The following is a 17,121-nucleotide window of genomic DNA, read 5'->3' as shown; positions in this document are numbered from 1 at the left end:
ACTGGCAATATGCTCCGGCGCCGGCGTTTTGTCAGTTCAGAATGACGGGCTTGGACTCGGGAGCTGACATTCGCTGCAAATCGGTAGAACGCCCAGGATGGGCGGGTAGCAGACATGCGGCAGCGCGGCATGGTAAGCTCGGCGGTATAATAAGCGGTCATTCGGTGAGCGCGGTCTAGCGCCATGCCTTCGGGCGCGAATAGCCCATTAGCTGACGCTCGCCGCCGGGGAGAATGCGGGTAGCAAAGTACCCACTTTCGGATGACCGGATCCCAGCCGCAGTTGGCATTGTCGGCGGGGCCTTGCCCGTATATGTAGCGCGCGAATATTTTTATTTACACTCCCGTGGCTAAGCTCACATAGTGAAGCTAGGAAGCAGAGAGCAGTATCATATGGCACAGGTAACAATATCGCCTGACGTCCTGGAGTGGGCGCGAGAGCGCGCCGGCGTGCCGTTTGAAACTCTGTCTAAGCGCTTCAAGAAATATCCATTCTGGCTGGACGGGCAAGGCGGCCCTACGTTCCAGCAGCTCGAAACCCTTGCCAGCATCCTTCAACTGCCTGTGGGTATGTTTTTCCTTCGGGAGCCGCCGGAGGAGAAGCTGCCGCTTCCAGACTTCAGGCGTATGGCGGACGGCGTGGTTCAAAGACCTAGCACGGAGTTGATCGACACGATCCATATCTGCCAGCGGCGACAGAGGTTGTATCGTGAACATGTTGCCGGTTCTCGTGCCGACACTCTTCCCTTCGTCGGCGCAGTCGACGTTGGCGATCAACCCGCAGTAGTGGCGGGGCACATCCGGACAGTTTTGAAGCTCGAAGTCGGAAGCCGCAACGAAGCGGCGACTTGGGAAGAGTTCTTACGTCAGTTCATCGCACTCGCGCGCGAGGCAGGTGTTCTGGTGATGATCAACGGCGTGGTCGGAAATAATACCCATCGCCCCTTAAACCCCCGAGAGTTCAGGGGATTTGCGATTGCCGATCCCTTCGCCCCGCTGGTGTTTATCAATGGTGCAGATACCAAGTCCGGGCAAATCTTCACGCTCGCGCACGAACTCGCCCATATTTGGATCGGCGAGGACGGTGTGAGCAATAGCGCCGTTGACGACTTGCCTGAGCAGCTTGGTCCCGATTCCAGGGTGGAGCGCTTCTGTAATGCGGTTGCGGCTGAGGTTCTTGTTCCGATGGCGCAGCTATCCAATATGGACCTGCCGTGGGATGTTGACCAGGCAAAGGCGATGATTGCGCGGACCTTCAGGGTAAGCACGCTGGTTGCACTCCGCCGCATGAAGGATCTGGGACGCCTGTCTTATGACGATTTCCAGGATGCCTATGACGCCGAGCTGGACTTTCTCAAGAGGAAAGCCAAACAGAAGAAATCCAGCGGCGGGGATTTCTACAATACGATGGGCGCCCGTGTTGACCCCCACTTCGCATCCGCAGTTATCTCGGCGGCGCTCGAAGGCCAGATGCTCATGGGCGATGCGTTTGAACTTCTAAATATCAAGAATTCGACCACCTTCCGGCAGGAAGCTCGGCACCTTGGAGTGACAAGTTGACCCTGCTTCCGGACTCCAACACATTCCTCACGCCTGCGATGACGTATTACGCGTTCGATATTTGCGGCAGCTACTGGTCGTGGATCGCTCAAGCGGCAGCCACGGGTGACGTTAAAAGCATTTCCCCGGTGAAGCGGGAGCTTCGACAGAAGGACGATCAAATTCGGAACTGGATCGACATGCACGGTTCCGACATTTTCATGCCTGATGACTCTGCGGTTACGAACACCATGGCGCAGGTCGCGACATGGGCGGGCTCTAATGGGTACACCCCTGCGGCGGTCGCCGAGTTCCTAGGCAAGGCCGACTCTTATCTGGTGGCTTACGCAATGCTTGGAGGGCACCAGATAGTCACGCTCGAAGTCGGCGCTCCGGCGGCGAAAAGCAAGATAAAGATCCCAGACGCTGCCAACGCGCATGGGATTTCGACGATAACGCCCTATCAAATGCTCCGGCAGCACGGCGTATATTTCTGAGCCGATTACTGACAATCGGATTGGACGCAGCGAACGGGCGCCTCGGTCCCGCCCTACTGACCTCGGATCAGTGGGAATGCTGCGGCCGGAATGAATGGCGGTTTCGGTGACGCTGTGGTGTGGCATTGCACTCACCTTGAATGACTGCTGAGGGCCGAAAGCGACTACACGCACAGCGCACAAGAATGTCGATAACTTCCCTACCTGTAGCTGTAGCGACTTGCATTTATCCATGGCTCGGATTGCAAGTCGCTACAAATAGAAAGGCTAGATTTTCGCTCGATCCATTAGCTCTTTTAGAGCTTCTGGGTAGCTCAGCCGATTTTCGATCGCCCACGCGACAAAGCGATTATAAACTGAAACTGGTGGGCGAATGTTGAGCTTAGCAGATGGCTCTGCTTCTTTTCGGCGAACGATCTTTTTGACAGGTTCACGAGGTAAAAAACCGTGACGTTCGGCTACCTGGTCAATAGCATGGTCCGGGACAGTATCTTTATCTTTCTTGCTGTCTGGCCTGATAGTCGCAAGGCGGCTCTGGAATCCTAGATCTTTCATGCGGCGACCTCCTGGTCGGCGACAAGGTTCACAAGTTCTTCCGTTAGACGAAGGGCGTTGTCGCGTGCTTGTGGCAGCCCGTTCACTTCAGTTTGATTCAGCTCTTGCAGATCCAGTTGATGATAGAACATGCTTTTGAAGGCCGCTCGCTCGTTTAGATGTGTCGTAAAATGCGGGATGTCGCCGCCCTTGAGTTGCGCGAGAATAGCCTTTTCCAGTTTCGTGGGAATAGCTTGTGAAGTTCGGGTGAATAGGACGCGGTAGGGAATTACCTTGTCAAAGGATTCACCCTCGTCTTTGATGAGATGAATAGCGCGGGCTGCCAATTCCGCGTCCGTAGGACTGGCCTGAATTGGAATTATAACCAGGTGAGAGCGGAATAACGCCCGGGACATTAAGCGGTTAGCCGTCCCCTCAAGGTCTATGAAGACAAATTGTTTGTGCTGGCGGTGGTAGTCGGCGTTGTTGCATTAATCTGATTTGTGCCCTACTTGCTCGGCGTTGTTGTGTCCCTTGTGAAGTTTTGTGAATGCCGTTCAAACACCACGCCTCCCGCCGCCACAAGTTTGCGAAATCCAAGCATCGTGTGACGAACTGGCCCGAGTATAATGAGAGCATGCGCCAGCGCGGGGATGTCACGGTCTGGGTTGATGAGAGCGTGGCGCATAACTGGGGCGTGGCACACACCGGCAAGCGGGGTCGGCCGGGGACATACTCCGATCTGGCGATCACGGCTTGTCTGGAGCTCCGGATCGTTTTCCATTTGGCCCTGCGGCAAACCCAAGGGTTCCTGCGCTCTGTGTTCAGGCTGATGAAGCTGGAACTGGACGTTCCCGACTTTACCACGCTCTCGCGCCGAGCCGGCGGGCTTGAGCCTTTGCCGCGGGTAAGATCGGAGACGCCAGTATCCCTTGACCTGGTATTGGACAGCACCGGCCTGAAGGTCTTTGGGGCCGGGGAATGGCTGGAAACCAAGCACGGCAAGACGTCCAAGCGCCGCTCGTGGCGCAAGCTTCACCTGGGGCTGGATCTGGAGACAGGTCAGATCGAATGCAGTGAGCTGACGACAGACGACATCGGTGATCCATCGACCGTGCCGAATCTTTTGGACCAGATTGACGAACCCGTGCACCGCTTTCTTGCAGATGGTGCCTATGACGGGGCTGCCACTCGGACCGAGATGGCCCCATCGGAAGGTTTGTGCGTAGGATTACTCTAAGGAAGAACTATCCGCGAACACAATCAGGTTCCCCAGTCTCTGGCTGGCCTGATGTTCAGGGGTCGCGCAATTTTGCGGTCTGCGGCTCCAGAATGCCAATCGAAATCGCCGGATAGGCTGACATGCTCCCACCCGAGGGGTGATGTGTGGGCAAGCAGCTTGGCATCGTAGAGCGGGCTGGTTTGCGCGAGGTGCTTGGCGGCCTTGTCCATGTAGAGCGTGTTCCAGAACGTGATGGCGGTGATGACGAGGTTGAGCGCCATGGCCCGCTTCTGTTGGGCGGCTTCAGAGCTATCATGAATACGCCCTTGTGAGTGGGCAAAGACGGCCCGCGCCAGCGAGTGTCGCGCTTCACTCTTGTTGAGGCCTGCGTGGCATTCCATGCGCAGGTCGGCATTTTCGATCCAGTCGAGCATGAAGAGCGTGCGCTCGATCCGGCCGATTTCACCCAAAGCAAGGTAGAGCCGGTTTTGCTGGCGGTACGCTCCAAGCTTGCGCAAGATTTCAGACGGTTTCAGAGACTTGTCGCGGATGCTGGCCGCGAGCCGCATGATGTCGCCCCAATGCTGCCGGATCACCTCTTCGTTGATGGGCTTCCCGATGAGGGGGGCCAGGGTGGGCCATGCCTTCGTGCTTCCGAAGCATGCCAGCCGCCGATCGGGAAAGTCGCGCAAGCGCGGGGCAAACGTCATCCCCAAGAGATGGAACAGGGCGAAGACGTGGTCCGACACGCCGCCGGTATCGGTGTAATGCACAAGCGGGTCAAAGCTGGCTGGGTTGCTCAGGAGGCTATCAAGCACGAAGGGGGCTTCGCCTGCGGTCGCGCCGATGACATTGGAATGGAATGATCCGTACTGACCCGACAAGAAGGAGTAGATCTTCAGACCGGGATCTGGTCCATATTTGGCGTTGATGAGCCCGCTGCCGCGACTGGCCGCGAAGAACTGCCCATCCGATGAGCTGTGCTCCGCCGTGCCCCAGTGCTGCGCAAAGGGCAGACTATGATGGGCATCGACAATGCGGCCCAGGGCATCCGCGAATGTCTCCGGCCGAAGGTACCATGTCTGCGCCCAGGTCAACTGCGCATGGCTGATGCGCGATGAAGCATGTGCCATCCGTTCCAGACCAAGATTGGTGGCCCCGACCAGGATCGTAGCCAGAACGGCTGCGGGTTCATCATGCTGCTTGCCAGACCGCAGGTCGGTGAAGGCATTGAGGAACCCGGTCTGCGCATCCACCTCCCAGAGCAATTCCGTGATGCGGATGCGCGGCATCACGGCATCGATCGCCCGTTCCAAGCGAACAGCAGCGGGCGGTGTGACCGCGTCATGCGGCGTAATCTTCAACCGCCCGCGTTCAATGCGGGCACCAGGGAGCGCATTGTGCTTCAGGGCACGTTCCACCTGCTCAAGGCGATTCGCCATCGTTGCTCGCCGGTCAGACAACCATGCGTCTGGATCGGTTTCGAAGCCCGCATCCCGCATGATGATTTCGGCTGTGTCCCTGGGCTTCAGGTAGCTGTCGAACCGCCGATATTCTCGACTGCCGTCGACCCAAACACCCCCGGCGCGCAGGCGCTCTCGCAAGGTTGAGACAACGGCGGTCTCATACACGCGCCGTTGTGGCTGACCATCCTGGATGATCAGCGACTGCCAATGCTTGGCCGCAAACGGCATCGGTGGATCGTCGGGCAACTTGCGTTTGCCTGTGCGGTTCTGGTCGCGCAGCAAGGTGATTGCGTCCTTGAGGTCATCCCCTGCGTCGGAAGCCTTGAACTCGAACGCATCAAGGAAGGCAGGAGCGAACTTGCGCATATAGGTATAGCGTTCCGCCGCCAGCGCGAGCGGATCACTGGTTGCCAGCTCCCCAAAGCCAGCGATTTCGTCACGCTTGCCCAAGAGTGGTTCCCACCCGACATCCGCATCCAACGCAGCAAAGGGATCTTGCCCCAAATCTTGTGCGCGGGCCATGGCATCAATGGACGCGCCGAAGAGCTGCATCAGTTTGCCAACCTTGGTCTTGCCCATGCGCCAGACCTCCTCCTGGCGATTGCGGGATCGTGAGAAGAGCTGGCCTGTCAGCCGCTCGAACATGGCGATCGTAGCATCGGTGAGTGTGATGGATAAATCCGCCATCTGCGCCGCGAGCGTGGCGATCCGCCTCCGTTCACCAAAATCGTTCAGCAAGCTCACAGGCGCCACAGCGCCCTCGCGCGCAAACTTGAGCAGCCGGTCCGGGTGAAGGCCGTGCCCAAGGTTTGGCGGTAAATTCAGCGATCGCAGATATTTCAGGCGATCCAGAAGCGCGCTCATGTTGGCCGGGCTGGCGGAGTGCGGATAGCCCCGCAACCATGTGAGCCGCGTTTGCCCGACAAACGGATCCTTGACCAAGAGCGCCTGCAACTGGACCCGTTCGTCAGGTGAGAGAGCATCAAACAGCGCCGCGGCAGCCTCGCGCCGGGCGCGTGCCCGCCCTTTAAGCGCAAGGCGCTCAAGCGTGTCCACGCTCGGCAACAACAGATGCTTCTTACGCAGCTCCGCAACCAGCGTCTCAACAATCTTCACGCCGTGATCCGTCGCGAAGGCCGCCCTCGTGGCGATATCCTCTGCCATCGCCATATGCGCTTTGGAGAACGGGGGCAGATCCAAATGCTGCAACGCAAGAGCTTGATGCGCCGCCCGTGTCGCCCCGCGGCTGGCGTAATTCTGAAGATGTGACGCCGAGAGATGAAGTTGATCCCCAAGCCAGTCCAGGAGGGCTGTCGGCAATACCACTCCATCGCGCCAACCTTGGCCAGGATAGCGAAGAAGAGAGACATGGACTGCCAGGCCAAGCCGGTTTTCATCGCGACGGCGGGTGCGGATCAGGTCCAGATCCGACGGCAAAAACAGGTAATGGCGTATCAGGTCATCAGGGTCTGTCGGGATGACGAAGAGGTCTGCGCGAGCACGGGCGGAAAGCAGTGAGCGAGGGGGCATAGGTGTCCTCAAAACGGTATTGAAGTTTTCTGGACACGCCTTAATATGGAGACTATTAAATAGACAGATATCGATACTCGGAAGGATGATTTCCCACCTTCTGGGAAGATGTCCTCAAACCGTTCGTTTTGGAGACATCATGCCACGCACTGGCGACATTCTCGGATACGCAAGGGTCTCGACCGCCGATCAAGACCTGTCCGGCCAGAGAGACCGGTTGCTGCAGCACGGTGCTATTCGCGTGTTCGAGGATGTGATCTCCGGCAAGACGTTCAACCGGCCCGGTTTGGCAGACCTGCTTGAGCAGGCACGGCCCAACGACACCCTCGCCGTCATCCGCCTCGATCGATTGGGACGCTCACTCAAAGAGCTTCTGGAAACCGTCGATGACCTCAAGGCCAGAGAGATCAATCTGATCAGTCTCGAGGAACGGATCGACACGACATCCGCTGCCGGTGAACTCGTGTTCCATGTCTTCGGGGCCATCGCTCATTTCGAGCGCCGTCTGATCTCTGAACGCACCAAAGATGGCCTGATCAACGCCCGAAAGCATGGCCGCACCCCGGGGCGGCCGCCATTGCAGCCCGAGACAATCTCAGCCCTCCAGGATCTCGTCAGTGCCGGAAAATCCGTCGCTCAGGCCGCAAAACACCTCGGCATAGGCAGATCAACCGCTTACAAGATGATCAGAAACAACAACCCACTATGAGTGTTCGCGGAAAGTTCCACCTTGGAGTAATCCTACGCACAAACCTTCCGATGGGGCCCACGAGCGTACGCCGCGAGGCGGAACGAAATGGTCGCCGTCTTCCGTCAAGAACCTCATCGACCGGGCTCGCAGATCCGGTCTTTTGACTGTAGCGGAGGGGTAAACCTTCCAATTTCCTTCAGCATGGTGCAGTGCCCTGCTGACAGAATTAGATTTCCCAGGGCGAAATGAGCTCGAGGCCGGTCGTCTGGAAGTCGTTCAGATTGCGGGTGGCCAGTCGACCGCCATTGATACGTGCGATCGCGGCAATCATTCCGTCCGGCGCAGACATTCCGCGGCCTTTGCGAGCCGCCTCGCCCATGAGGTTGCCATATGCCAATGCCGCCGTTTCAGTCAGGCCAAAAATCCGATCGGCAAACCTGCGCCGCCAGTCTGAAAGGCCTTGTTCCAGACGATCGGCACGCTGATCCGGCCGGATTTTCTGTATACCGAATGCTATCTCGGCGATGACAACCGTCGAAAGCGCCAATTCTGCGTCGTGCCGTACCAACCACGCGATCACTCCCGGTTCAGGAGTTTTTTTCAACGTTTCCGAGATCACATTTGTGTCGAGGAAAATCAAAGCTCCGGTCCCAGATGGACTTTGCGATTTTCGCGAATCACTTCTTCAAGATCGATATCGGTGCCCGAGCTTTCTGCAACACGGGCGTAAAAGTCCGCGGCCGGTTCCTTGCCGGCCTCACGCACTTCGTATGCCTCGAGGGCACGTTCGACGATGTCGGCGATCGAACGGTGTTCACGGCGAGCAAGGCGATGTGCCAGGTCCCGCGCCTTGGCACTGCGTACGGAAAGTTGAGGTTCAGCCACGAGAGGTCTCCTTCGTTCTAAATATAGCGAACAATCGAATTGCCATCAAGATGGCAGATGACGGCTAGCCATCACATTTACCTGACAGAGCTCATTTCGCAGCCAGACCGAACAGGGACTTTGCGAGCGCCAACTTTCCTTCCGCAGCCCGGTCGCAGCACGCCCTGAAATATCCGCCAGGCGAGCTGATCTTTTCGGGGTCTCGCAAGGCCTTTTCGGCAACGACCGCCAGAATAGCTGCGGCAGCCTGCCTTCCAAGCCGGCCGAAAGCCTGGGCGTAGGCGGGTTCACTGAGACCTATCCCCACCAGCATGACTTCAGCCGCAGACACCAATTCCGGCCAGCTTGCCAGAGACAGTCCAAAATCGCTTTGAACGGCCGTACAGGCGCTTTCCAGCAAGGAGATCGAAACTGCATCCAAAGATGCAGAACTCAGGAAATTCGCTCCACTTGGGCGCTTCTGCGGGTGTTTGGAGGCCAATTTGCCCCCACCCGGCTCCGCTTGCTCCTTTTCAGGAGCTTTCTCGGCGCCGTAGGCGACGTCAGTATCCGATTGAGCGAGTGTATCGCCCACACGCCTACCGGAACGGCTGTTTTCTGACGTTTCCGCTTGTTCATTCAGATGTTGCGCTTCCCTGCCCGCTCCGCAAGGCTCTTCGTCAAGAGCCATTTCAACGGCGCAGCCGTTGTCAGTTTTCAGGTTGACTTCTTGCTCGTTAGAGCAAGTCCGCTTGTTACCAATAAATACAGAAGGTGATTGGGTTGTATTATATAAGCGGGGGACATTCTGACCGCCCGCGGGGGACATTTCAGCCTGCTTTGAGGCTTTTTCCGATGTTTTCTGACGCAGACTTTCCACAGCCATAAGAGCATCGTCATAAAGCGCCTGAAGCCACTCAGTACAGGCCTCCGGATCATGTCGCAGCTCGGCCACCAGCTTCTCGGCATGAGTGGCATAGTCTGAAAAGTCCGATCCTGCTGCCTCCACCAGATCGATGATGGCTCGGGAGAGCCGCGTGACAGCACGCTTCGCGTTGCGCTCCCGGTTGAGCGCTTCCCGATAGTCATCAGCCAAGACCGCAAAGGTCGCGAGATTGAAACAGGCGGGCGTGAAATCAAGCCCGTAAGCCTCGTCCGGCGTGCCGTCATTCTTCCGGTAGACATAGCGACGACCGGTCGGGCTGTCCCGATAAGCAAGGATGCCGGCTTCGACCAGGGATTTCAAACAGCGCGAGACGGTCTTGATAGACGCGCCGGTGTATTGCATCAGGCGGTCATTCGAGATCGCGACGACAGGACGCTTGCCGGGTGCAAAGTCTTCCGGCCGGACCAGGCCGAGCAGGATATCAAGGATCTAATAGGCCGTGCGCCGGATGCCGAGGACCGATGCTGCACGTTTGAGCGTTCGGGCGAGTTCCGCCTTGGCGACCTCCGGTCGGTCATCGTGCGCAGCCAGGGTGGCGCTGGCGAGAATTCCATCGGACAGTTTGCGGAAACTGGCGATGTGCGGACGAGCGGCAGGGCGCGCGCTCGCACGCTGTGAGAACGATTTGTCTTGGTCCATGTTTTTCACTGAGACCAGGCAACAAAAATCGGTTCACCGAAACGGTGATCAGGATTGACAGCAATGTCGGGGATGCACTACAAGAAAGGTGCTAAAGTTCTTGAAGCGCATCTGCCGTTGTCGGTTCGTTCCGATGACGGGTTGCGTTCTAGGGCTCCGTTTTCCTTTCTGTTCTGGGCGATGCCGGAAATTGCCGGGTCAGATCCGTCGGGCTGCTTCAGCTCTCAAAAGGGTCGAATCGCGTGACCGCAGATCATGCCTAGTCATTTTTGCGAGGCAAGGTTGAATAGACCTGATTCACCGAATTGGCGCAATGTCATGTGGAAAGAGGCCACTGACGTGTTCAATCGACCCGCAGGCGCCGATCTGCATCGCGCTTGCTCGGAGCACCAAATTCGCCAGACAAAGCCGCCAGTTTAGGCTTCAGACCCATAAAATGAGTATGCAAATCAGTTGAAGTCTGCTTCAAGCTCCTAAACAGTAGTTGGGCGATGTCCGATAGTTTGTTCTGGCTCAGCGATGAGCAGTTTTCGAAGTTGCAGTCGCTGTTGCCGACCGACACGCGGGGCAAGGCCCGTGTCGATGACCGGCGGGTGATCGGTGGCATCATTCATGTTCTGAAGTCGGGCGGTCGGCGGGTCGATGCGCCGGAGGTCTACGGGCCGTAGGAAAACCCTCTACAATCGCTTTGTCCGCTGGTCGGAGAAAGGTGTCTTGACAGGGATCTTCGACACATTGTCCCAAACCGGCGGTCCTGTTCTGGAAGTGATGATCGAAAGCACAGCCGTTCGGGCGCACCGGGTCGCCCACAGCGGCAAAGGGGGGCTCAAGCCCACGCCCTGGGCCGAGCTCGTGGTGGTCCGGGAACAAAATTCCATGCCCTGAGCGACAACAAGGGACGCCCAATCGCCTTCCACCTGACGGGAGCCAATGTCTCGGATTTCACGGGAGCTTAGGCACTCTTGCCGCTCGTTCCGGCAAACGGCGTTCTGCATGGCGATAAAGGCTACGACAGTGACCGGATCCGCCGAGCCGTCGAGGCGCGCAGTTCGCTGCCAAATATCCCGCCCCGCAAAACACGCAAATGGAAAAACTGTTTCTCGCCATACCTTTACAAGAGCAGAAACGTTATCGAGAGGATGTTCGGCAGGCTCAAGGAGTTTCGCAGGATCGCAACACGCCATGACCGCAATGCCAGGAACTTTCTGCCGTCCCTCTGCCTCGCGGCAACCGTATGCTACTGGTTATGAGTCTGAAGCCTAGCACTACTTTGGCAGGTTTTTCTCAAAGATAGATTTCCGGCAATGAGGGCATCTTTCGGGCGGAGGTTTTTGAATGATTTTCAGGATTTCCGTCCGGACGGCAGGCAGTGTTGGTTGCGGCGGAGGTCCGGAGATTCTTTTTTTCCCCTGTCGCTTGCTTAAGGCGTCGGGATTGCAGGAAGGCAAAGGCGATCATCGTCATTAATGCGTGCCGGTGAAGCCCAGTCCACGATCGTCCTTCAAAGTGATCCAGACCGAGTTCCTCTTTGAGCTGTTGATGTGCCTGTTCGCAGATCCAACGCGCCTTGATGGCGCCGGCAAGTTGTTTGAGTGTCGCTTCTGCGGGAAAGTTGGACAGATAGTATTTGCGCTCGCCGGTCGAGCGGTGCTCGCCGACGACCCAGACCTCCTCTCCCGGCAGGTGCTGGGCACCCATGTCGCGAATGCGCTGAGGTGGACCGTCTGCGATCCGGACCCGCACAGCTGCAAAGCGTGCCGAAAGGGCTCCCTTGGTCCCGCGCCGCCAACTGACCTTCTGCCACTTTGCGGTTTCCAACATGGCCTGCGCTGTGATCGACTTTGTATCGGGAATGTGCCGCTGGCGCGGGCGGCCGCGTTTGGCGACAGGGAAGATCATCTTCACGTCTGCGGGATAAACCTTTTGCTTGAACGGGATGCCAACGGCCCAGGTCAACCCGCGTGCGCTCAAAGCCTGCCGGAAAGGAGCACTCAAGCCATATCCGGCATCGGCAAGGACGCAACCAAAACGCACACCTGCTGCACGAACCCGGTCGATTTCCGCCAAGGCGATCTCGGGCTTGGTCTTGTAGTCACGAACATCATCAGGAACTCTGGCGTGATCAAGCCGGGCGGTATCGCAGATCCAGCTCTCCGGCAGAAAGAGCCGCAAGCCGACCATGACAGGCACTTCATTCGAAGCCAGCGTCACGGATACCAGCGTCTGGCAGTTCGCCCGTTTCCCCAATGCCGAAGCATATTGCGGGGCCACGCCGACCGAGTGGTTCCCCTTTTTGGGCAGTGCGGTGTCGTCGATAATCAGCCATGCATCGTTCCCGCCAACCTGTCGGTCAGCTTCGCTGAGCAATGCGGCTTCGACTGGAGCAGGATCCCAGGGACTGCTCGCAATGAAATGGTGAAACTGATCGTAACTGGCTGCGCCCGTCCTCTCCGCCATCGGCTGAATGCTCTTGCGGTCTCCTGGACCGATCAAACCTTCAATATAGGCCGGGCACATCCGGGCACGCGTCTTGTGACGAAGCGCTACCAAAAACGGCGCTAACCAACCTTCGAGATCACTTTGCCAATTCCCATCCATGACCGACACCTCCTAAAGCCGGTCTTATATGAAGCACCGAAAACTCCGTCGGGGAATCCTCCAAAATCAAAACTCACAAAAACCTGCCAAAGTAGGGCTAGGCTTCGTTCCGATCCTGATCGGTATCTCGTGCATAGTGGGCGGCGAGAGTAACTCTGTGAGTTTAAGCATCTCCGGCCATTTCCAGATTAGAGCTGCAGCAACTTGGTGGAGTGGCGTCTTTTGATAGCCCGGAGCGAGAACAAATCCATGAAGCCCGGCACTTCTAAGTGCGGCCCGCTCTGCTCGGTTTTTCATTAAACGTCCGTCACCTGTGATGAACATCCACGTTTGCGGGTTTCTGCGAAGAAACTCAATCCACTCCACATCCTTTGAGTGGCGACCGTTAGGCAACCCAGGAACTTTTGATATGTGAAAAGCAGCAAGTCCCTCTTTTTGGACAAAGGCATTTAGCGTCTCAGCCAAGACCGGCGCTGTACAATTGTCGAAGAAGACCTTCACGCTGCTTGTCGATATTCCATGGATGTTTCAAACTCTAGCGCATTACGCACCGAGGATTCACTGACTTCATATGCTCGCGCCGCCTCGCGTAAGCCCATTTCGCGGGCTGCATTTGCCAAAACAGATGTCGGCACTGATGAGGCGGAATCTATGGGGGCGCCAAAGGCTCGTGCCGGGTCAATAACAATTAGAAAACGACGACCAGCTGGCCACCACGCGGACGGGGTCCCGTCCTCACCGAGATCAACGGTTTTTAAGATGGGCTCGATAAATCCCTTGAACTCGTATTGTTTCTTGAAAAGGTTCAGCAGCCGCTCGCGCTGTTCACCGTCCTCGCCTGTTTCGATAACATGCAGAAAAATCTCCCGGCCATCGGTTCGGAAACGGTTGGTTGCCAAAGGATGATCTTGACCGATGATACGCCGGGCTTCGTCGATAGCCGTACGAACGCGCCTAGCGGAGAGGCCGCATTCTATAAATGCAGAAGCGACACGCACTTCCATAAGATCTCGAAACCCCAAGAAGACCTTGCCATCTTCCAGATCGACCTCGGGCGTCCAGAGCGGCTCATAGTTTCCTTTGCCCTTGATCTGATGGCCGCGAAGCCAGCGAGAAATCTTGCGGGAAGGGACCTTCAGAAGCCTTTCTGCTTCGACCGGAGTGTAGAGACCTATGCCGAATAGATCGTCCCTCATGGCGGTAGCGAACTCCTCTGCTTCAAACTTTCTGATAACATAGGTTGACAAATCTCCAAGGACATTCTTTTTCGCGTATCCGAAGCAACGACTAATGAAGCCCAATTGCTGTTGCTTTAAATATACCGAAGCTTAGCAAAAACCGCCGAAGACAATTCGTCCCACGCCACTGTACGCAATGGTCCGGAATCGGCAGCCTGCACGCCGAACAAGCATATCGATAAACACCCTCCCCGGCCCACCAGGGCAAACAAAGAGCAAATCTCTCAGTTATCCAGCACACACCAACAATCACTTTAACTTTAACGTTAGAGTTAAAGTTACCATTGGCTCTATCATTAACATCAAAGTTAATGATATTTTTTAGCATTGGCGTCTATGATTCTCTCAATCAAATTAGGAACCAGCCATGTTCACCATCACCTTTGCCAACCCGAAAGGGGGATCCGGCAAGACCACTTCAGCCATGCTTCTGGCCGAACAAATCCACGAAGCAGGCGGCCAGGTTGCCATTCTTGACTGTGACCCCAACCAAAACATCGTTCAATGGGCCAGACAGCGCCAGGACGAGAGGAGGGGAGTTCCATTCCAGGTAACTCCCCTCCCCAGCGAAGCTGCCTTTCTAGACACGGTAGAAAGCATCCAAACCAAAGCCGACTACTTGATTATCGACCTTGAGGGTACGGCATCCACGCTCGTAACCTTCGCTATCAGCCAGTCCGACCTAGTACTTGTTCCTTTCGAACCAACACCGATGGAAGCCCGACAAGCGGCCCGCGCTGTTCAGTTGGTTCGAAGCACCAGCCGGGCAATGAACAAGACCATCGGCCACGCCCTTGTCCTCACCCGCGTGAACGCCGCTTTCCAAACAAGCGACGAAAAAGACGTGCGCAAGGACATGGAAGCTGGCGATGTGCCGGTACTGGAAACGGCCATCGTGCGCCGTGCGCCCTACACTCGAATTGTCCGCGAAGGGTACCTCCTGCGGGAATTGTACGACCAGGCTAGTAACGAAGTGAAGGACAGTAGCAATTCACAGCAAGAACGAGCGTTAAAACCCGTTGCCTCGGCCATCAAGAACGCTAAGACATTTGCCCAAAAGGTCGTCAACAACCTTCCCGGGCAGGAGGCTGCGGCATGACAAATTACGGATTTGGGTCAAAAAAAGTAACGGTCGATACGCTAAAGCTTCCCCAGAGCAGCGCTAAACCTGCTGTTCCGGTCTCTAACATCGCCGGTGTTCTTCAGAACGGACAAGAGCTTGGATTTGTCTCTCGTGAGCCTAATACTCGCCGTAAGCCGGGGCCAAAACGCACCGAAGCTCAGGACAAGATTACTGTCACCGGCCGCAAACACACGATAGACCAACTCAAGGCTTACTGCGACCTAGAAGGCCTATCCTACTGCGAAGCCATTGAGCGCCTTCTAGGCAATGAAAATCGCTGAGAAATAGGCAGGGCAAACGCTTGAAGATGTTCCGCTTCGGCCTTGAGCGCCCGATATCCGATGCGAGCCATGGAGGATCCCGTCACATTAGGGTGGTTGCCCTCGTGTAACGTCACTTAATACGGAATACCACTCATTTGTGACATCGTTTGCGTGTCACATTGGATTGTCACTGATGGATACACCTAAAAGCGACACCTGTTCAGGTGTCGCTTTGCAGTTATGTATAGACCCAGCAGAAGCTGCTCAGGTTGGGGTCCGGTTATATCAACCTGTCGACGTCGATATTTTTAGTTGCTTCCGCAACAAGCTGATCAAATTCTTCATCATTTGTCTTTTTGGGAGTATTCAAAGCCACAAGCGCATCAAGTACCGCCACATCGTGATGATCGTCTTTCGGGTCCCAGTTATCCACGAGCTCTTTCAGTTCGGTATCAGGATCATTCTTCGCGGCATTGCTGTTAGAGACTTCAGAGTGCTGCCGAGGGAGTTTGTGGAGAGCTGTGCTCGCAGCGTCTTCATGAAATTCGCCGTCCCACAGCAGCGGGCTGTTTGGGGGGGACTGCGCCACCTGACCATTTCCAGAGTTTAGCTCATTGACGTTAATGATCAAGCCAATTGTTGCTGACATTCTTTTCCACTGTTCAATATGTTTAATAACAACATCAGCATCTATTATACCTTCTCCATAGTTGTCACCTATGAGCTTCAGCCTTGCTATCTCTTGGGAAACGATAGTGCACATTGCTTCTGAAAGTTTCTTTCCATTTTCATACCACGCTCTCTTAACCGCAAGACGGGCATTGGATGGTGAGATATTTTCGTTATTTTTCAAAAAATCTCGAATATTCTTCGCAATCCTCTTGTTAAATTCTTCCTTAATACCTTCGTTAGCCGCTTTGCCAAGATTTTTCACTTCTTCGCATTCATCTATTTTTGCTTGAATAGCGTCAATCTCTTTTCCAGCGGAATCCTTTACTTGCTGAGCTTCTTCCTTTATTTTCTGCAGTTCTGACGTATTCTCAGTAAAATTTTGTGCATTTACTAGCTTGTTACAAGCCAAGTTTTTCTTGTTTTCAGTCAATGCCTTCTTCGCACTAAGTTCCTTAACCTCCCTAGCAAGTATATCTTCATATAAATCGCTAGCTTCTTTGAGTAATTCATCAAGCTTGGCACGTGGAGATTGATTGAAAAGGCTTTGCTTGTAAGCGTCTTCCCCACTCTCGAGTTTGCAAGCCAAATTTTCAAGGTATTTTGTTGCCGCAAGATTATAGATCGTCGGGTCATTCATACGCCAAGCCTTAAACCTAGCCGCCTTGCTCTGGAAGTAGGTGATAACCCGTGCAGAGAGTATGCGCACGGCTTCTCGTGGCTCGCGAATGCGCAGCGGCTCTAGGGCGAGTTGCTTTCGCGCCCTATCTCGCATGAACTTAGCCATATTGGCTCCGACACCCGGGCCACTCCTGTCACGAGGATTTCCTTTAGGTCGAAATTTGACAACCTTACCGGCGAATTCCCTCATACGGTTGGGTGTGCTTAGCTCTATACGAGCCTCAGGAATGCCTCTTGTTGCAGTAGTCCTATTTAATATTTCACCCATAACACTATATGCCTTTAACCAGTACCAATATATAGATCCCGATTACCAAATTTACCCGTTGCAGGTCGTGACATTTAGAACACTTTCTTCGCGTCAGTGGATTCACGGTTCAAGGTAGGCCTAAGAGGCCCGAACGTGCACATTTGGGCCTTTTTGGGGTAGATTGAAAGTACGTGTAAAGAGTTCAGACGGCCGGATTGTTTTCAGCTTGACCGCGTTTTGTGATTTTGCCGAGGCGGTCGCGGCTTGGCTTTCGACCTGCCTGGGCTTGCTCTGCCAGCTTTTCAAAGTCTTCCAGGTTGAAGCAGGCCGGGGTAAAATCGAGACCATAGGCCTCCTTTCTCGTCACATAAC

At 55.5% G+C, this 17,121-nt stretch carries 17 protein-coding genes and 2 pseudogenes; 7 read left to right on the top strand and 12 right to left on the bottom strand.

What is annotated here, in order from left to right; translation table 11 throughout:
* The first annotated feature begins 392 nt into the window (after window positions 1-392).
* Both FIV00_RS02960 and FIV00_RS02955 read left to right on the top strand, forming a co-directional pair.
* Window positions 393-1,559: an ImmA/IrrE family metallo-endopeptidase gene (locus tag FIV00_RS02960; RefSeq protein WP_152499416.1), complete on the top strand. Its 1,167-nt coding sequence runs from the start codon at window positions 393-395 to the stop codon at window positions 1,557-1,559.
* On the top strand, window positions 1,556-2,035 hold the full coding sequence (locus tag FIV00_RS02955; RefSeq protein WP_152499415.1) for a DUF4411 family protein: 480 nt from the start codon (window positions 1,556-1,558) through the stop codon (window positions 2,033-2,035). Before FIV00_RS02960 ends, FIV00_RS02955 begins: the two co-directional genes overlap by 4 nt.
* Window positions 2,036-2,302: 267 nt before the next feature.
* Here the strand turns inward: FIV00_RS02955 and FIV00_RS02950 are convergent, their stop codons facing one another.
* The gene (locus FIV00_RS02950) at window positions 2,303-2,590 is read right to left on the bottom strand and encodes a hypothetical protein (RefSeq protein ID WP_152499414.1); all 288 of its coding nucleotides are present in this window, start codon (window positions 2,588-2,590) and stop codon (window positions 2,303-2,305) included.
* Window positions 2,587-2,916, bottom strand: coding sequence for a hypothetical protein (locus tag FIV00_RS02945; protein ID WP_152499413.1), 330 nt, complete (start codon window positions 2,914-2,916; stop codon window positions 2,587-2,589). The genes FIV00_RS02950 and FIV00_RS02945 overlap by 4 nt, the downstream gene beginning before the upstream one ends.
* Before the next feature lie 203 nt (window positions 2,917-3,119).
* On the opposite strand from FIV00_RS02945, the gene FIV00_RS02940 reads away from it, so the two are divergent.
* On the top strand, window positions 3,120-3,809 hold the full coding sequence (locus tag FIV00_RS02940) for an IS5 family transposase (protein WP_152499412.1): 690 nt from the start codon (window positions 3,120-3,122) through the stop codon (window positions 3,807-3,809).
* A gap of 23 nt (window positions 3,810-3,832) precedes the next feature.
* Here the strand turns inward: FIV00_RS02940 and FIV00_RS02935 are convergent, their stop codons facing one another.
* Window positions 3,833-6,787, bottom strand: coding sequence for a Tn3 family transposase (locus FIV00_RS02935; RefSeq protein ID WP_152499411.1), 2,955 nt, complete (start codon window positions 6,785-6,787; stop codon window positions 3,833-3,835).
* 139 nt (window positions 6,788-6,926) lie between these two features.
* On the opposite strand from FIV00_RS02935, the gene FIV00_RS02930 reads away from it, so the two are divergent.
* The gene (locus tag FIV00_RS02930) at window positions 6,927-7,496 is read left to right on the top strand and encodes a recombinase family protein (protein ID WP_152499410.1); all 570 of its coding nucleotides are present in this window, start codon (window positions 6,927-6,929) and stop codon (window positions 7,494-7,496) included.
* 208 nt (window positions 7,497-7,704) lie between these two features.
* On the opposite strand, the gene FIV00_RS02920 is transcribed toward FIV00_RS02930, so the two are convergent.
* The 4 genes from FIV00_RS02920 to FIV00_RS02905 form a co-directional block, all read right to left on the bottom strand.
* Window positions 7,705-8,118, bottom strand: a complete 414-nt coding sequence (locus FIV00_RS02920) for a type II toxin-antitoxin system VapC family toxin (RefSeq protein WP_152499409.1) — start codon at window positions 8,116-8,118, stop codon at window positions 7,705-7,707.
* A complete protein-coding gene (locus tag FIV00_RS02915) occupies window positions 8,115-8,363 on the bottom strand; it encodes a type II toxin-antitoxin system VapB family antitoxin (protein WP_152499408.1) in 249 nt (82 codons plus the stop codon). Before FIV00_RS02915 ends, FIV00_RS02920 begins: the two co-directional genes overlap by 4 nt.
* A 91-nt stretch (window positions 8,364-8,454) precedes the next feature.
* A complete protein-coding gene (repC, locus tag FIV00_RS02910) occupies window positions 8,455-9,696 on the bottom strand; it encodes a replication initiation protein RepC (protein WP_247649396.1) in 1,242 nt (413 codons plus the stop codon).
* A 21-nt stretch (window positions 9,697-9,717) separates the two neighbouring features.
* A complete protein-coding gene (locus tag FIV00_RS02905; protein WP_152499406.1) occupies window positions 9,718-9,927 on the bottom strand; it encodes a hypothetical protein in 210 nt (69 codons plus the stop codon).
* Window positions 9,928-10,418: 491 nt separating this feature from the next.
* Between FIV00_RS02905 and FIV00_RS02900 the strand changes: the two are divergent.
* A pseudogene (locus tag FIV00_RS02900) lies at window positions 10,419-11,177 on the top strand (IS5 family transposase).
* A 34-nt stretch (window positions 11,178-11,211) separates the two neighbouring features.
* On the opposite strand, the pseudogene FIV00_RS02895 reads toward FIV00_RS02900, so the two are convergent.
* The 3 genes and pseudogenes from FIV00_RS02895 to FIV00_RS02885 form a co-directional block, all read right to left on the bottom strand.
* A pseudogene (locus tag FIV00_RS02895) lies at window positions 11,212-12,553 on the bottom strand (IS701 family transposase).
* Between the two features lie 38 nt (window positions 12,554-12,591).
* Window positions 12,592-13,026, bottom strand: coding sequence for a hypothetical protein (locus tag FIV00_RS02890; RefSeq protein WP_152499404.1), 435 nt, complete (start codon window positions 13,024-13,026; stop codon window positions 12,592-12,594).
* The gene (locus FIV00_RS02885) at window positions 13,023-13,721 is read right to left on the bottom strand and encodes a hypothetical protein (protein ID WP_152499403.1); all 699 of its coding nucleotides are present in this window, start codon (window positions 13,719-13,721) and stop codon (window positions 13,023-13,025) included. The genes FIV00_RS02890 and FIV00_RS02885 overlap by 4 nt, the downstream gene beginning before the upstream one ends.
* Before the next feature lie 409 nt (window positions 13,722-14,130).
* Between FIV00_RS02885 and FIV00_RS02880 the strand changes: the two genes are divergently transcribed.
* Window positions 14,131-14,862: a ParA family protein gene (locus FIV00_RS02880; protein ID WP_152499402.1), complete on the top strand. Its 732-nt coding sequence runs from the start codon at window positions 14,131-14,133 to the stop codon at window positions 14,860-14,862.
* Entirely contained in the window at window positions 14,859-15,167 is a 309-nt protein-coding gene (locus FIV00_RS02875; RefSeq protein WP_152499401.1) for a hypothetical protein, read from the top strand. The genes FIV00_RS02880 and FIV00_RS02875 overlap by 4 nt, the downstream gene beginning before the upstream one ends.
* A 262-nt stretch (window positions 15,168-15,429) precedes the next feature.
* On the opposite strand, the gene FIV00_RS02870 is transcribed toward FIV00_RS02875, so the two are convergent.
* Window positions 15,430-16,605: a hypothetical protein gene (locus FIV00_RS02870; RefSeq protein ID WP_152499400.1), complete on the bottom strand. Its 1,176-nt coding sequence runs from the start codon at window positions 16,603-16,605 to the stop codon at window positions 15,430-15,432.
* 346 nt (window positions 16,606-16,951) lie between these two features.
* Complete coding sequence (locus FIV00_RS02865) at window positions 16,952-17,116, bottom strand: hypothetical protein (RefSeq protein ID WP_152499399.1); 165 nt, start codon at window positions 17,114-17,116, stop codon at window positions 16,952-16,954.
* Window positions 17,117-17,121: the final 5 nt, after the last annotated feature.

Origin of the sequence: Labrenzia sp. THAF82 (genome assembly GCF_009363435.1) — a bacterium.
Taxonomy (GTDB): domain Bacteria; phylum Pseudomonadota; class Alphaproteobacteria; order Rhizobiales; family Stappiaceae; genus Roseibium; species Roseibium porphyridii.
This window is presented reverse-complemented; position numbering and strand designations above follow the sequence as displayed.

Excerpts from the sequence above, each read along its gene's own strand:
- FIV00_RS02960 (WP_152499416.1), top strand. The coding sequence starts at position 393 with ATGGCACAGGTAACAATATCGCCTGACGTCCTGGAGTGGGCGCGAGAG.
- FIV00_RS02950 (WP_152499414.1), bottom strand. The coding sequence starts at position 2,590 with ATGAAAGATCTAGGATTCCAGAGCCGCCTTGCGACTATCAGGCCAGAC.
- FIV00_RS02940 (WP_152499412.1), top strand. The coding sequence starts at position 3,120 with ATGCCGTTCAAACACCACGCCTCCCGCCGCCACAAGTTTGCGAAATCC.
- FIV00_RS02935 (WP_152499411.1), bottom strand. The coding sequence starts at position 6,787 with ATGCCCCCTCGCTCACTGCTTTCCGCCCGTGCTCGCGCAGACCTCTTC.
- FIV00_RS02930 (WP_152499410.1), top strand. The coding sequence starts at position 6,927 with ATGCCACGCACTGGCGACATTCTCGGATACGCAAGGGTCTCGACCGCC.
- FIV00_RS02905 (WP_152499406.1), bottom strand. The coding sequence starts at position 9,927 with ATGGACCAAGACAAATCGTTCTCACAGCGTGCGAGCGCGCGCCCTGCC.
- FIV00_RS02885 (WP_152499403.1), bottom strand. The coding sequence starts at position 13,721 with ATGAGGGACGATCTATTCGGCATAGGTCTCTACACTCCGGTCGAAGCA.
- FIV00_RS02880 (WP_152499402.1), top strand. The coding sequence starts at position 14,131 with ATGTTCACCATCACCTTTGCCAACCCGAAAGGGGGATCCGGCAAGACC.
- FIV00_RS02875 (WP_152499401.1), top strand. The coding sequence starts at position 14,859 with ATGACAAATTACGGATTTGGGTCAAAAAAAGTAACGGTCGATACGCTA.
- FIV00_RS02870 (WP_152499400.1), bottom strand. The coding sequence starts at position 16,605 with ATGGCTAAGTTCATGCGAGATAGGGCGCGAAAGCAACTCGCCCTAGAG.